This window comes from Halomonas sp. MMH1-48, assembly GCF_022348105.1.
Lineage (GTDB): Bacteria > Pseudomonadota > Gammaproteobacteria > Pseudomonadales > Halomonadaceae > Vreelandella > Vreelandella piezotolerans.
The window spans coordinates 146154-160660 of the sequence record NZ_JAKRFL010000003.1; the positions used below are offsets into that span (position 1 = coordinate 146154).

General features: G+C 59.7%; 10 protein-coding genes. 5 read left to right on the forward strand and 5 right to left on the reverse strand.

Going from position 1 to position 14507, the window contains the following annotated elements:
• Positions 1–14: 14 nt before the first annotated feature.
• From MHM37_RS04375 to MHM37_RS04385, 3 genes are read right to left on the reverse strand one after another with little or no spacing between them, the layout of a single operon-like run.
• Complete coding sequence (locus MHM37_RS04375) at positions 15–1439, reverse strand: ATP-binding protein (protein WP_139526446.1); 1425 nt, start codon at positions 1437–1439, stop codon at positions 15–17.
• Complete coding sequence (locus MHM37_RS04380) at positions 1439–4537, reverse strand: efflux RND transporter permease subunit (protein ID WP_239295986.1); 3099 nt, start codon at positions 4535–4537, stop codon at positions 1439–1441. The genes MHM37_RS04375 and MHM37_RS04380 overlap by 1 nt, the downstream gene beginning before the upstream one ends.
• Positions 4534–5739 carry an efflux RND transporter periplasmic adaptor subunit gene (locus MHM37_RS04385; RefSeq protein ID WP_239295985.1) on the reverse strand — a complete coding sequence of 402 codons (1206 nt, stop codon included), beginning with the start codon at positions 5737–5739 and terminating at the stop codon, positions 4534–4536. The genes MHM37_RS04380 and MHM37_RS04385 overlap by 4 nt, the downstream gene beginning before the upstream one ends.
• Positions 5740–5954: 215 nt before the next feature.
• Here MHM37_RS04385 and MHM37_RS04390 point away from each other — a divergent pair, with 215 nt between their 5' ends.
• A complete protein-coding gene (locus MHM37_RS04390; RefSeq protein ID WP_139526449.1) occupies positions 5955–6542 on the forward strand; it encodes a TetR/AcrR family transcriptional regulator in 588 nt (195 codons plus the stop codon).
• A gap of 11 nt (positions 6543–6553) precedes the next feature.
• Here MHM37_RS04390 and MHM37_RS04395 read toward each other — a convergent pair whose 3' ends face one another.
• A complete protein-coding gene (locus tag MHM37_RS04395) occupies positions 6554–7450 on the reverse strand; it encodes a helix-turn-helix transcriptional regulator (protein ID WP_239295984.1) in 897 nt (298 codons plus the stop codon).
• A 37-nt stretch (positions 7451–7487) separates the two neighbouring features.
• Between MHM37_RS04395 and MHM37_RS04400 the strand changes: the two genes are divergently transcribed.
• A complete protein-coding gene (locus MHM37_RS04400; RefSeq protein WP_239295983.1) occupies positions 7488–8372 on the forward strand; it encodes an alpha/beta hydrolase in 885 nt (294 codons plus the stop codon).
• Between the two features lie 51 nt (positions 8373–8423).
• On the opposite strand, the gene fabF is transcribed toward MHM37_RS04400, so the two are convergent.
• Positions 8424–9692, reverse strand: coding sequence for a beta-ketoacyl-ACP synthase II (gene fabF, locus MHM37_RS04405; protein ID WP_239295982.1), 1269 nt, complete (start codon positions 9690–9692; stop codon positions 8424–8426).
• Between the two features lie 89 nt (positions 9693–9781).
• On the opposite strand from fabF, the gene MHM37_RS04410 reads away from it, so the two are divergent.
• The 3 genes from MHM37_RS04410 (at position 9782) to MHM37_RS04420 (ending at position 14492) form a co-directional block, all read left to right on the forward strand.
• On the forward strand, positions 9782–10423 hold the full coding sequence (locus MHM37_RS04410) for a TetR/AcrR family transcriptional regulator (protein WP_239295981.1): 642 nt from the start codon (positions 9782–9784) through the stop codon (positions 10421–10423).
• Between the two features lie 181 nt (positions 10424–10604).
• Positions 10605–12788 (forward strand): OsmC domain/YcaO domain-containing protein, encoded by a 2184-nt coding sequence (locus MHM37_RS04415; protein WP_239295980.1) that lies wholly within the window; start codon positions 10605–10607, stop codon positions 12786–12788.
• 240 nt (positions 12789–13028) lie between these two features.
• Positions 13029–14492, forward strand: a complete 1464-nt coding sequence (locus MHM37_RS04420) for an alanine/glycine:cation symporter family protein (RefSeq protein WP_239295979.1) — start codon at positions 13029–13031, stop codon at positions 14490–14492.
• Positions 14493–14507 lie beyond the last annotated feature (15 nt).

Below are 14507 nucleotides of genomic sequence, written 5' to 3' on the forward strand. Positions count from 1 at the left end.
CGCTTATGATCGGATTATGAGGCGCTTAGCAGCGGTAAGCGGAGGATCCAGGTCAAACCGCCCAGGGGCGAAGCGCTAGGCGTGAGTGTGCCGCCGTGGGCGGCGACGAGGGCGCTGGCAATGGAAAGCCCCAAGCCGCTGCCACCGCTGGCGCGGTTGCGGGAACCCTCCACACGATAGAGCCGCTCGGTCAATCGTGACAGCTCCTCTGGGGGTACGCCAGGCGCGCTGTCTTGCCAAGTAATCACTGCGTGGTCGCGTTCGCAGGTCAGGGCGACGCTTAGCTGACCAGGCGGCTGGGTATAGGCACAGCTGTTGTCCAGTAAGTTGTTCCATAGTTGGCGCAGCCGCTGGGCATCGCCACGTATCATGACGTCTGGTGTCAGATCGGTGCTCAGCGAAAGGCCGCTCTCTTCTAGCCAACGGTCGGCATCGTTCAAGCGACTTTCCAGACTCTCACTGAGATTCATGGGGGCTAGCTGAATATCCAGCGCGCCCGCGTCGCTTTGGGAGAGCAAGCGTAAATCGGCCACCAACCGCTCGAGTTGGGCCACTTCCTGGGCCAGCGACCCCAGATTTTCTTGGTTGAGCGGGCGGATGCCATCCTGCATGGCTTCGATTTCTCCGCGCAGAACGGCCAGCGGTGTGCGCAGTTCGTGGGCAGTGTCCGAGACCCAGCGGGCGCGGGCTTCGCGGCTGGCTTCGAGCGTGGCGGCCAGCACGTTGAAGTCCCGTGCCAAGCGCGATAGTTCGTCTCGTCCGCGCTCTGGCAAGCGGGTGTGATAGTCGCCTTCGGTCAACCGCAGGGTGGCGCCGGCTAACGCTCGGGTACGGCGCCCAAGCCACCAGGAGAGGCCTCCTGCTAGAAGCAGCGAGGCAAGCCCCAGCGAGATGACGATGAGTACCAGATTGCGCTGCTGGCGCTCCAAAAACCGGCTCTCCATGCGCTCCATCATCTCTTGCGGTGGACGAAAACCCAGCGCGCCAATCGCTTCTCGCTGGCCGCTTGGGGTCATATCGCTATACAGCATCAGCCAGCGCCAGCCTATCGAGCCGCGCGGGGTATCCGTCGGCGGTATCACATACTCACCGTCGCTATCGCGCAGTGCGAAGTCTTGTGCCTCGCCCAAGGGAGAAGGGCGATCACGATGCTCTTGGCCCAACTCGAACCGGACGATGTAGGGCCAGCGCTCTGGAGACGCTTCCAACCATGCCCAGTCGCCTTGGGTCTCCCAGCGGGTAATGAGCCCGTCGGCGAGCAGCGTGGCCCGCCGCTCTTGGGCTTGATTGAGGTACTCGAGAAAACCGCGGTCGATACTGTACGACACGGCCAGAAACACGCTGGCCGCAATGGCGACGTTGACGCTGAGAATCACGACGAACAGCTTTAGCCCCAGCCGCGACGGTCGCCACTGGCGAAGTCGACTCCATCTACGCATTAGGTCATATCCGTTTGGCTAGGCGGGTGTGGTGCGCTCAACCGTTCACGCAGATTTTCCAGGCTTAGATAGAGGCACGGCACCACCAGCAGCAGAATCAGGGTGGCGAACAGCATGCCAAAACCAAGCGAAATCGCCATGGGAATCATAAAACGAGCCTGACGGGAGGTTTCCAAAATCATCGGCGCAAGCCCCAAAAAGGTGGTCAGCGTGGTCATCATGATCGGCCGCAGGCGGCGGGTTGCGGCCGCCACGATGGCTTCTCGCGGGGCCAAGCCTTCACGACGCTTGCGGTTGGCGTAGTCGATCAACACCAGCGCATCGTTAATCACCACGCCGGAGAGTGCTAGCATACCCAATAGGCTGATGATCGACAGCCCAAAGCCCATGAGTAGATGCCCACCTACCGCGCCCACGATGCCAAACGGAATGGCAGCCATCACCAGCAGCGGCTGCAGGTAGCTTCTGAAAGGAATGGCGAGCAGCGCGTAAAGCGCGGCGAGCATCAGCCACATGGCGGTGCGCAGCGTGGCGAGGTTGTCGGCGGTGTCCTGCTGTCGGCCGCCCATGCTCACTTCGAGCCCCGGCCAAGTGTTGCTGAGCGTTGGGAACACCTCTTCTTGCAGGGTGGCGATTACCTGATTAATCGCTTGGTCACCCTCGGAATCGGCGGTGACGGTGATGATGCGCCGCCCATCGATCCGCTGTAGGCTGCTGGAGGCCTGGCTCAGTGTGATATCGGCGACTCTCGAGAGCGGCACGCTCATGCCGTCCGGCGTGCGGATCGGCAGACGGTAGAGCTCGCTAAGGCTGTTACGCGACGTCTCTGGCAGGCGCACTTCCACACTGACTTCCTGACGACCGATGAACTGCTCCACTGCCGTGGCGCCTTGCAACGGGCCGCGCAGCGCCTGGGCCAGGTCACTACCGGTCAGCCCTAACGAGCGCCCCTCGGCGGATAGGCGCATTTCGAGTTGAGGCTTGCCGTCGCCCAAGCCGCTGTCGATATCGGTCAATCCATACTCGCCAAGTCGTTCTGCCAGACGGGAGGCGGCGGCTTCCAAGACGTGGGTGTCAGGGTGGGAAAGGCGTAGGCTCAAGGCCGCGCCGCTGCCTGGGCCGCCCACATCAGATTCGAAGCGAACCGACTGCGCTCCTAAAAGATCCCCAGTGAGCTCTCGCCACTCCCGGGCAATACGTGACGGTGGCCAGGCGTCCAGGCTTTCTGGCGCGATATCCAGACGCACTTCCAGGCTTTCGCCGTCCAAACGACTGCGAGTGCTGCGAAAACTAAGCGCCTCTTCTCGCTCGCTGAGCTGCTCGGCGGCGTCGAGCAACTGCTGGCTCAGCTCGCGGCTCACGCTGATGTGACTGCCAATCGGCAGCGTCACGCTGGCCTGCACCTGATCCGACTCGACCCGGGGCATCAGAGAGAATCCGAGCCGGCCGCTCATCGCCCAGGCCAGCGTCACGCAGAGAATGGCCACTCCCACGGAAACGGTCAGCAGGCGCTGGTCGAGCGCGCGCTGCAACAAGGGTTCGAACTGCCGGTAGGTAACGTGATGCAAGCCGCGCTGCATGCGCAGGCGCACCGCTTCGATGGGTCGCTGCCAGGCGGGCGTTTGGCGGGGCTTGCTGGCATGCGCCAAGTGGGCAGGCAGAATGAATAGCGCTTCTACCAGAGAAATGATGAACACCGTGATCACGACGACCGGTACGGTGGCAAAAATCAGCCCCAAAAAGCCCGGCAGAAATAGCAGCGGTAGAAAGGCGACGATATTGGAGAGAATCGCGAAGGTCAGCGGGGTGGCGATTTCTTGAGCGCCTTTGACGGCCGCATCGCGCAGCGAATAGCCTTGCTCCCGATAGCTGTAGATGTTTTCACCCACCATGATGGCGTCATCCACCACGATGCCCAGGGCGATGATGAAGGCGAACATCGACATCATATTGAGCGACACGCCGACCCAGGGTAGAAACAGCATGGCCCCCAAAAACGCCGTGGGAATGCCGAGCGTGACCCAAAAGGCCAGCCGCGCCTCTAAAAAAAGTGCCATCAAGAACAGCACCAGGGCCAAGCCCATCCAGGCGTTTTTCAACAGTAGGCTAAGACGGTCCTCATAGACCTCCGAACTATCCCGTGACACGTCCAAGCGAACGCCATCAGGTAGGTTGGTGCGTAGTCGCTCCAGCTCGCCATAGACCGCATTGGAAATGCTAGTAGGGGTCTGATCGCCGATTTGGTACACGTCCACCGATAGCCCTGGCAAACCGTTGTAGAACTCCTCTCGGTCGGTTTCGGCAAAGCCCTCGCTGACCCTGGCAATATCGCCCAGCACCACGGGAGCGCCCTGGGCGGTGGTCAAGATCGGCAGCTCGGCGAACTCGTCGGCGCTATTGCGTCGTCCTTGGTAGCGGATCAGCCACTCGCCTTCGGCGGTAGTGAGCTGGCCGCTGGCAAGATCCAGCGCCTCCTCGGCAATGCGGCTGGCCAACTGCTGATGATCCAATCCGTAGCGCTTGATGGCCTCTTCATCCAAATGCACCTGAATCTCTCGCTCACGATTGCCCGAGAGCTCTGCGCGTGAAATACCGCTCGTGGCCTGCAGCTCGGCACGCACGCTCTCGGCGGCGTCGTGGAGAGCGGCCAACCCAACGCTGCCATACACCTGCAGGCTGACCACACTGCGTGAGCGGCCTGCCAGGGTGAAGCGGGGCGGGTCGGCGGCGGCGGGCAGGGTAGTGATGGCATTCACGGATTGTTGAATATCCTGGTACGCCCGCATCACGTCGATGCCATCGATCAACGTAGCGCTGACCACCCCACTGCCCTCGCTGGCACTGGCGGTTAGCTCATCGATGCCTTCGACATCGGCAATGGCGGCCTCGACCGGCAGTAGCAAACTCTGCTCGACGTCCTCTGGCGTAGCGCCCGGATAGCTGATGGTGACCTGGACGATTTCCGTCTCGAATTCGGGAAACACCTCTTTTTTGATCGCCAGCGACGCCATCAAACCGCCGACGATGAACAGCACCATCAACAGGTTAGGAGCAACGCCATGATCGACCATCCATGCCAACGGTCCTTTGCGCATCATCGAGCCGCTCCCTCATTCTGAGCGGGCGTGTCGCCGCGCTGGCGAAGGCGAACTTCCTGACCTTCTCGCGGCTGGGCAAGGCCCGCGACCACTACCCGTTGGTCGGGCGCCAGGCCGCTGCGCACCAACACGTCGTCTTGGCCGCGGTAGGCCAGCGTTACCTGAGTGCGCTGTAGGCGGTTCTCGTCGTCTACCCACCACACCTGCTCGCCGGGGCGCAGCGCTGCCGAAGGCAGCGCGATCAGTGGCTCTTCGGCGGTGGTGTGGAACGCCACACGCAGCACATCGCCCATCCGTAGGGCAGGGCCATCGTGATCGAGCGCCAGCGGATCGTCCACGGCGATCAATAGCTGGGCCTGCAAGCCGTTCTCTTCGAGGTTGGGTAAAATAGAGAGCAGGGTGCCTTTTCTGGAAGCGCCTTCCGGCCAGCCTTGGCTGGAGAGCGTGACGCTGCCCCCCGGCGACAGCCAGTCCAGCGATTCCCCCGGCAGTGATGCGCGCACCCAGAACTGCTCGACGCCGACCAAACTCACCACGGCGGTGCCTTGGCCCAATAGACTGCCAGCGCCCACCAAACGCTCTTGGACCATGGCTCGCCACGGGGCGGTCAAGGTCGCACGCTCCAGGTTGAGCGCCGCTTGGTCTCGCACCACGCGGGCTTGGGTCAATTGGGCCTGTGCCTGACGAAGCTGTGGTTCTCGCAGTACCAGGGAGCGGCGTTCGGCGCTGAGTTGGCGTCCAAAGGATTCATACTCGCTGCGCGCGCGCTGCTGTTCGGCCTGCTCCAATGCTAACTGCGCCTGAGCATTCGCCAGTTGAGCTTCGGCGTCTTCGAGAGCCAAACGCAGGTCGGCTTGATCGATATAGGCCACCGGTTCGCCCTGTTCCACGACTCGCCCAGGCAACACGCCCTCGCCAAAGCGTTCGAGCTGGCCCGCTACGCGGCTGGCAAGCTCGGTGGCTTTCTCTGCTTCCACGCGGCCGAAACCCTCTAGCGTGGGGGATTGCAGCCGCTGTTCGGTGGTGATGACATCGACCACCGGCGGCGTTGGCGGCGGGGGCGGACGACGCTCGACCCGAGGCGGTTGGCTGACGATCCACCACGCGAGCGCCAAACCACCGACGAACACCAGCAGTGCTGCCAGTGCACCAATACCGATGCGGCCTTGCTGAAAGAAAGCGTAAGAGCGAAAGGGGGTCATGGACGGGTGATATCCGTTGGCTAAGAGCGAAAATTCCAGAAAAATAGGCGTATCATGCTAGCATCACCGATTGCCGAGCAGCGATTAGGTAAGCTTTGTGCAAAGAGTGTGCAAGCCGACAAGAAGCGCTTTTTTTGCACCCGGCGCTGACGAACTGCGCTATAACTGCCATCATCCATGTGAAAAGCCATAGACTTCCTGGTCTGTACGACGTTATGAAAAACACCGCCACCCGCGACAAACTCATTGATTCTGGTGCCGAGCTGATTGCCCAGCAGGGCTATAATGCGACGGGTATCAATGCTGTATTAAAAACCTGCGGTGTCCCCAAAGGCTCGTTTTACCACTACTTTTCCAGTAAAGAGGACTTCGGCTTGGCGGTCATCGAGCGCTTTGCCGACGATTACGATGCGTCGTTGGCGGCGCTGCTGGAAGATACGACGCTGGCGCCTCTCGAGCGCTTGCGCCGCTACTTCGCCACCGGTCGCGCCCACATGCTCGATTGTGATCACACCACCGGCTGTCTGATCGGCAACCTTGGTCAAGAGCTCTCCGGTCAGAGCGATACCTTTCGCGATGCGTTGAACGTGGTGTTTCAGCGTTGGGAAAGGCGTTTCGTCACCTGCCTAAACCACGCCCAAACCGACGGGACGATTAATACAGCCATCGCGCCCGAGTCGCTGGCGAGCTTTATACTCTCTGGCTGGGAGGGCGCGATTCTACGAGCCAAAACCCTCAAATCCGTTGCGCCTATGGAACACTTCGAAGCCATTTTGTTCGAGCACGTCTTGGTGCCTCGCTAGCACGCTAGCGCTCAATGACGCGCGCGGAAGTGGTAATCTCCACTCTGCACGTCGTTGTTCACGGCGGCGAGCAGCGACGCATCTAGCGACGGATCATCCATGGCTAGCAAACCGCACTTGGCTAGCGCCTCGCGTAGGCTGACCTGTTCATCCAGGCGTTGATACACCACTCGAACACAGCAGGGCATGCGTTCACTGTTGTCCGCCACGCCCATTTTCAGGCCGGTGAGACGCGTGACCTGGCTCTGAAAGCTGGGAAACAGAATGGTTTGGGTGATTTCGTGTCCGTTCAGGGTTTCGTGGTCGACCAAAAACAGCCGATCGGCCAGCTTGACCGCGGCGCCGACGTAGCGGTTATGACAGGGTCGCTTACCCGGTATTACTTGCATGCGCTCGGTACGCTGGTAGACCACGCCGCCTTCTCGTTTTTCCAAACACACCAGTGTGCGCATTAAATAGCCGGGGCGCGACATCGAGTGATAAAGCTCGAAATAGCGCCCCAGATAGCGTTCCAAACCTTCGCTACCCCGCTGGATGAGCGCATTGGGCCAGGGCAGTGAGGTGCTTGCGGTGTCGGCATTGAGCTGCCCGGTTTGAACCAGCGCTCGGAAATCGTGATGGGGCAGGGCAATATCGTCTGGCGTTACGCCAAAAAAGTGGCAGATCCGCTGGAGCGCCGCATGGCTGGGATAGTAACGTCCGCTGAGGTAGCGATTGAACTGTGCCCGATTGATCGGTAGACGACGGCACACCTCGGCAATCGAGGGATAGTAGCTGCACAGCAGGCGCAAATTGGCCACAAATTCATCGTGCATGGGCGTGACTCGGAGCTCTTGGGCGGTGGCGGTGCGGCTAATGTGCCGCCTTGCGCCAGCGAGTGCAATGCTTTGTACGGACTTTCCGCCCATGGAAAGGGGCGCCACGCTGAATGGGGGAGGTGAGCGAGTGTTCGAACATTTCGAGAAGCAGACACGCCGCGTCAATGGCGTCGAGATTGCCTATCGGGTAGGAGGAAGCGGCCCAGCGTTGCTGCTGCTTCACGGCCATCCGCAGACCCATGTGATTTGGCACAAGGTAGTGGATACGCTTGCCCAGCACTTCACGGTGATTGCCGCCGACCTGCGCGGCTACGGCGACAGCGGCAAGCCGGACGACGACCCCGAGCACCTCAATTACGCCAAGCGCACCATGGCCGCCGATATGGCTGAATTGATGAGCGCGCTTGGGTTTGAGCGGTTTAAAGTACTGGCCCACGACCGTGGCGCGCGGGTGGCGCATCGTTTAGGCGTTGATCACGCCGAGCGGGTCGAGCGGATGGTGCTGTTAGATATCGCCCCGACGCTGGCGATGTATCGCGGCACGAATGAAGCGTTCGCCCGCAGCTACTGGCACTGGTTCTTTCTGATTCGCCCTCAGCCGCTGCCGGAAATGCTGATTCAAGCCGACCCCGCGCAGTACCTGAAAAGCGTGATGGGTGCCCGCAGCGCAGGTATGGCACCGTTCGCCCCAGCAGCGCTGGCGGAGTACGAGCGCTGCCTCTCGCTTCCCGGTACGGCCACCGGTATCTGCGGCGACTACCGCGCCAGCGCCACCATCGACTTGGAGCACGACCAGGCGGATATCGACGCGGGGGTGAAGCTCACCTGTCCGATCAACGTGATGTGGGGCGCCAAAGGTGCGATTGAAGCCTGCTTCGATGCCTTGGCTGAATGGCGCAAGGTAGCGACGCAGGTAGAGGGCAAGGCGCTGCCCTGCGGGCACTACATTGCCGAGGAGGCTCCTGACCTGCTGCTGGAAGAAGCGCTGTCGTTTCTACACCAGGATGAATGACATTAGGCGCTAGCAGTACCGATCATCGCGTCGGTTCTGCTAGCGCTACGCTTAACGTTCCATGCTGCTGACGATCAGTGCCGCATTGACGCCACCAAAACCAAACCCGTTGCACAATACATGCTGAGTGGCGTGCTGATGCGCCGACGTGACGAAGGTCAAATCCTGCATATCCTCGTCGCACGCCTCCAGGTTAATGGTGGGCGGGAGTTGCTGATGCCGGAGGGCCAGTACGGAAAAAATACTCTCTATGCCGCCGGCTGCGCCCAACAAGTGGCCTGTGGCGGCTTTCGTGGCCGATATGGGAATAGCGGGCAAGCGCTCACCGAATACGTTGCGCAATGACGCTATTTCAGCCCGATCGCCAACGGGTGTGGAGGTGGCGTGGGCATTGATATGGTCAATCGCATCAGGATCTAGTTTGGCCATCCCTAGCGCCGCTTGGATCGCGGCGGCTGCGCCAGATCCATCTTTTGGACCTGCCGTCAGATGGTAGGCGTCCGCGCTGGTACCGTAACCGCTAATCACTGCTAAGGGCGTGGCGCCCCGTGCCATCGCATGGTCAAGGGGTTCGATCACCATGACGCCAGCGCCTTCTCCCATGACGAAACCATTACGGGCGTTATCAAACGGCCTGGAAGCAAGCTCCGGGGCGTCTGATTCAGTGGAAACGGCCTTTAAAGCATTAAAGCTGGCGAGCGAAAGCGGATCAATACATGCTTCAGCCCCGCCGACGAGGGCGACATCGGCTTCGCCACTGCGGATGATGCGCATGCCGTCGCCAATCGCCTGTAGTCCTGCGGCGCACGCCGTTACCGGACACCCCAAGGGGCCTTGGAATCCATAACGAATAGATAGATTGCCCGCTGCCAGATTGGCTAGAAAGGCAGGCACCGTGAAAGGGGTAAGTTTGCGATAGCCGCGCTCGACCAGCGTCCTTTGCGCTTGTGTGATGGTAGGAAACCCGCCAATACCAGAGCCAATGATGGTAGCCGTTCGGCGTTTTTGCGACTGCTCGACGGGGAACCAGTCGGCCTGCGACAGTGCCTCTTGGGCGGCTGCTAACGCGTACAGGCTGAACAGGTCCATTTTGCGCTGCTCTTTGGGGTCGGCGATGGCACTCACGTCAACGCCGCCGCTGGGGTCCTGGTGAATGCTTGGTACCGTCCCAGCAATTTTGATCGGGATATTGCTGGTATCGAAGCGGTCAATGGTGCTGATGCCAGATTGGCCGTCAACCAGGCGCTGCCAACTTTTATGGACGCTGTTGCCTAGCGGGCTGACCATTCCCATGCCGGTAATCACAATAGGTGACTGCATAAGTGACTCCTGAATCAGTAGTGTGGTCACCCTAGCAATGGGCAGTATATGATCAAGATAATATTTAGCTGACGCACGATGAGGTGAGTATGCCTTACCCCAAGAGCCATAAATCGAAAACCAAAGAGCGCATTTTGGCGTCGGCGACCGAGCTATTCAGCCGCAACGGGTTTCAGAAGGTATCAATTGGCCAGATCATGAAGCTGGCGAAGATGACTCACGGCGCCTTTTATGCCCATTTCGCGTCAAAAGAGGCCCTCTACCATGAATCCGTACGCCTGACCATCGATAACAGTCGGGCCGCTAGACTGGTAAAAGGCCCTCTTTCGTTAAAACACCTGACCGAGTTAGTCGATAATTACTGCAATCTCCAAGAGCTGGAAGCGAAGCATAAGCCTGGGCCCGAATCGGTACTGTTCAATGAAATAGGCAGTGAAAAAGCCGAAATCCGCACCCTGTTCGAAGCGTCTTACATGAGTATGAAAAAGATGCTCGAAACGCGGTTGATGGCGCTTAGCAAGTTGAAACAACTCCCCTTTGCTGCTGATCGCAACGCCATTGCGGATAAGTCGCGGGTGATATTGGCATCTCTGGTGGGAGCCGTGGCGATTGCGAAAAGTCTGCCGAGCGAGGCGGAGCGCAAACAGGTATTGATCGCCACACAGCGCCAAATTTTACTCATGCTCGGGATCAGCGACACCGAGGCCGAGCGTATGTTGCAAGCGCAGTAAGACGTTACCCTCCTGAACGGATCGCCAGGATGCTGCTATGGCCGGCACTGCCATTGGCACATAACGGCAGCCGGTGATTTAGGCGGTGGCCCAAGACGAGGCGGGCAAAAAACTGGATAATGGCCGCCATTCGCCTGATGCGTTGGCGCTCAGGCACACTCATTATTCTGGACGCCCGCCCATGGAAATCAAAGTTAACTACCTCGACAACCTCCGCCTGGAGTCCAAGTTCGACGATTTTACGGTCATCTCCGACCAGCCGATTCGCTATAAGGGCGACGGCTCGGCCCCCGGCCCATTCGACTACTTCCTGGCCTCGTCGGCCATGTGTGCCGCTTACTTCGTCAAGGTGTACTGCAACGCGCGCAATATTCCCACCGAGAACATTCGCCTGTCGCAGAACAATATCGTCGATCCGGAAAACCGCTATAAGCAGATCTTCAAAATCCAGGTCGAGCTGCCGGAAGATATCTCGGAAAAGGATCGCGAAGGCATCCTCCGCTCCATTGACCGCTGCACGGTGAAGAAGGTCGTGCAGACCGGCCCGGAATTTCAGATCGAGGTGGTCGAGAACATCGACGAGGACGCTCAGGCGCTGCTGATGGGCGCGCCGGAAGGGAGCAGCACCTACATCGAAGGCAAAGACTTGCCGCTGGAGCAGACCATTGCCAACATGAGCGGTATTCTGGCCGACCTCGGTATGAAGATCGAGATCGCTTCCTGGCGCAATATCGTGCCCCACGTGTGGTCGCTGCATATCCGCGACGCGGCATCGCCGATGTGCTTTACCAACGGTAAAGGCGCGACCAAAGAGAGCGCGCTCTGCTCGGCGCTGGGCGAGTTCATCGAGCGTTTGAGCTGCAACTTCTTCTACAACGATCAATTCTTCGGTGAAGAGATCGCGGGCAGCGCGTTCGTACACTATCCCAATGAGATGTGGTTCAAGCCCGGCCCGAATGACGAGCTGCCCGCCGAGATTCTCGACGAGCACTGCCTGGCGATTTATAACCCCGAAGGCGAGCTTGGCGGCTCGCACCTGATCGATACCAACTCGGGCCGCGAAGACCGGGGCATCGTCTCGCTGCCGTTCGTGCGCCAGAGCGATGGCGAAACGGTCTACTTCCCCTCCAACCTGATCGAGAACCTGTTCCTCAGTAACGGTATGAGCGCGGGCAATACCCTGGTGGAAGCTCAGGTGCAGTGTTTATCTGAAATTTTCGAGCGGGCGGTGAAGCGTGAGATCCTCGAGCAGGAGCTGACCCTGCCCGACGTACCCCAAGAAGTGCTGGCCAAGTACCCGAGCATTGTAGAGGGCATTAATGCCCTGGAAGCTCAAGGCTTCCCGATACTGGTGAAGGATGCCTCCATGGGCGGGCAGTTCCCGGTGATGTGCGTCACGCTGATGAACCCGCGCACCGGCGGCGTGTTTGCCTCCTTCGGTGCCCACCCAAGCTTCGAAGTAGCGCTGGAGCGCAGCCTGACCGAGCTGTTGCAGGGCCGCAGCTTTGAAGGCCTGAACGACCTGCCGCTGCCGACCTTCAACTCGCAAACGGTGTCCGAGCCCAACAACTTCGTCGAGCACTTCATCGACTCGGTGGGCGTGGTCTCCTGGCGCTTCTTCAGTGCCAAGCCTGATTTCGAGTTCAGCGAGTGGGACTTCTCCGGCAGCAACGAAGAGGAAGCCGAGACCCTGTTCGGCATTTTCGAGGAGCTGGGGGCCGAAGTGTACATGGCGGTGCACGAAGACCTGGGCGCACCGGTATGCCGTATTCTGGTGCCGGGCTACTCCGAGGTGTACCCCATCGAAGACCTGATTTGGGACAACACCAACAAGGCGCTGGATTACCGCGAAGATATCCTCAACCTGCACCGCCTGGACGACGAGCAGCTCACCGATCTGGTCGAGCGGCTGGAAGAGAGCCAGATGGACGACCACGCCGATATCATCACGCTAATCGGCATCGAGTTCGACGAGAACACCGTGTGGGGCCAGCTGACCATTCTGGAGCTCAAACTGCTGGTCTACCTGGCCCTGCAACGCCATGAAGAGGCGCTGGACTGCGTGCAGATGTTCCTCCAGTACAACGACAACACTGTCGAGCGCGGCCTGTTCTATCAAGCCGTGAACGCGGTGCTAGAAATTGCCCTGGACGACGAGCTGGCGCTGGAGGACTACCTGCCCAACTTCAAACGCATGTTCGGCGAAGCCACCATGGAAGCCGTCGTCGGTTCGGTAGACGGCACGGTACGCTTTCACGGCCTCACGCCCACCAATATGCAGTTAGAGGGCTTGGATCGCCACCAGCGCCTGATCGAAAGCTACAAGAAGCTTCACGCAGCGCGAGCGGCTAAAGCGGGTCTCTAACGGCGTTTATCGGTGAGTAACGACAGCGGTGCGCGGCCCCTTGGCCCGCACCGTTTTTTTTGTGATGCACTCTGGTGCAGCAATTGGCGCAGTGAGTGCAACCAACTGCACCGCTGCGCCAAATTTCATCCCGCCCTTGGCTTGGTACAACACTCTCCGCGCATCCCAATAGCACAAAGACGCGGTCGTTAACGACGCAACTTACAACATAACGCTCAATAATAACGCGGAGAGTACTCCATGCTCGATATGCTCAATGACCTCCTCTGGGGGAAGGTATTACTTGTTTTACTGGTGGGAGTGGGGATCGGTTTTACCGTTGCCTCCCGCTTCGTACAGTTTCGCTATTTTGGTGAAATGTTCCGCATCCTGGGCACAGGACAAGCCTTCAAGCGTAACCAGTACGGCCACTTGAGCTCGTTCCAGGCGCTGGTGCTGTCAGTGGCGGGTCGTGTAGGCGGTGGTAACATTGCCGGTGTGGCCGTGGCGATTACGCTGGGCGGTCCTGGGGCCATTTTCTGGATGTGGCTCGTCGGCCTGATGGGCATGGCCACCAGCTTTCTGGAGTGTACGCTGGCGCAAACCTATAAAGAGGCCGAGGGCGACGGCACCTACCGTGGCGGCCCGGCGTACTACATCGTCAAAGGCCTGGGCAAGCAGTGGCGCTGGCTGGCGGCGTTCTACTCGGTTCTGCTGCTGATTACCTTCGGTTTTGCCTTTACAGCTCTACAGTCCTATGCGGTTGCCACGTCCTTTGGCGATGCCTTTGGCGTGCCGGTGCTGTACAGCGGTATCGCGCTGGCCATGCTGGTGGGGCTGATCATCTTTGGCGGTATCAAGCGGATTGCCCGAATTTCCGAATTTTTGGTGCCGTTCATGGCCGTGGGGTACATCGCCGTGGCGCTGCTGGTCATTGCGTTGAACATCACTGAGATTCCTGGCGTGATCGCGCTGATCGTGAAGAGCGCCTTTGGTTTGGAGCCGCTGGTGGGCGGCGGTATTGGCGCGGCCATCATGATGGGCTTGAAGCGCGGCCTGTTCTCCAACGAAGCGGGCTTGGGCAGTGCGCCCAACGTGGCCGCCGTTGCCTACGTGCCGCACCCGGCCAACCAAGGGATCGTTCAGGCGTTCTCGGTGTTTATCGACACGGTCATCATCTGTTCGGCCACGGCGTTTCTGATTCTGCTTAGTGGCGTGTATGACCCGGCTGCTGGTGCGGGTGTCGAAGGTATTGCGTTGACCCAAGCTGCTCTGGCAGACCATGTGGGTGAGTGGGGCCGCACCTTCGTGAGCCTAGCGCTGCTGCTGTTTGCCTTCAGCACCATTTTGTACAACTACTACCTGGGCGAAAACAGCCTGAACTTCTTCAGCCGTGATAACCAGAATCTGTTCAACGCCTTCCGCGTGGCCATCGTGCTGCTGGTGTGCTGGGGCGCGACGACTGACCTAGGCACCGTGTTCGGTTTTGCCGACGTCACCATGGGCCTCTTGGCGGTCGTTAACCTCGTGGCGCTCATTCTGCTGTTCAAATGCGGTCTGCGCATTATGAAGGATTTTGACAGTCAGCGCCGTCAGGGCATCGAACAGCCGATTTTCGACGCCAACCAGCACCCGGATCTCGACCTGGACCCCAAAGCGTGGGAGCTGGAGCCCCAAGAGGCCGAAGCGCTAAAACAGCGCCTGGAAAATGCGCTAGCGAAGTAAGTTCGCTTCTTTTCA

Excerpts from the sequence above, each read along its gene's own strand:
- MHM37_RS04375 (WP_139526446.1), bottom strand. The coding sequence starts at position 1,439 with ATGCGTAGATGGAGTCGACTTCGCCAGTGGCGACCGTCGCGGCTGGGG.
- MHM37_RS04380 (WP_239295986.1), bottom strand. The coding sequence starts at position 4,537 with ATGATGCGCAAAGGACCGTTGGCATGGATGGTCGATCATGGCGTTGCT.
- MHM37_RS04385 (WP_239295985.1), bottom strand. The coding sequence starts at position 5,739 with ATGACCCCCTTTCGCTCTTACGCTTTCTTTCAGCAAGGCCGCATCGGT.
- MHM37_RS04390 (WP_139526449.1), top strand. The coding sequence starts at position 5,955 with ATGAAAAACACCGCCACCCGCGACAAACTCATTGATTCTGGTGCCGAG.
- MHM37_RS04395 (WP_239295984.1), bottom strand. The coding sequence starts at position 7,450 with ATGGGCGGAAAGTCCGTACAAAGCATTGCACTCGCTGGCGCAAGGCGG.
- fabF (WP_239295982.1), bottom strand. The coding sequence starts at position 9,692 with ATGCAGTCACCTATTGTGATTACCGGCATGGGAATGGTCAGCCCGCTA.
- MHM37_RS04410 (WP_239295981.1), top strand. The coding sequence starts at position 9,782 with ATGCCTTACCCCAAGAGCCATAAATCGAAAACCAAAGAGCGCATTTTG.
- MHM37_RS04415 (WP_239295980.1), top strand. The coding sequence starts at position 10,605 with ATGGAAATCAAAGTTAACTACCTCGACAACCTCCGCCTGGAGTCCAAG.
- MHM37_RS04420 (WP_239295979.1), top strand. The coding sequence starts at position 13,029 with ATGCTCGATATGCTCAATGACCTCCTCTGGGGGAAGGTATTACTTGTT.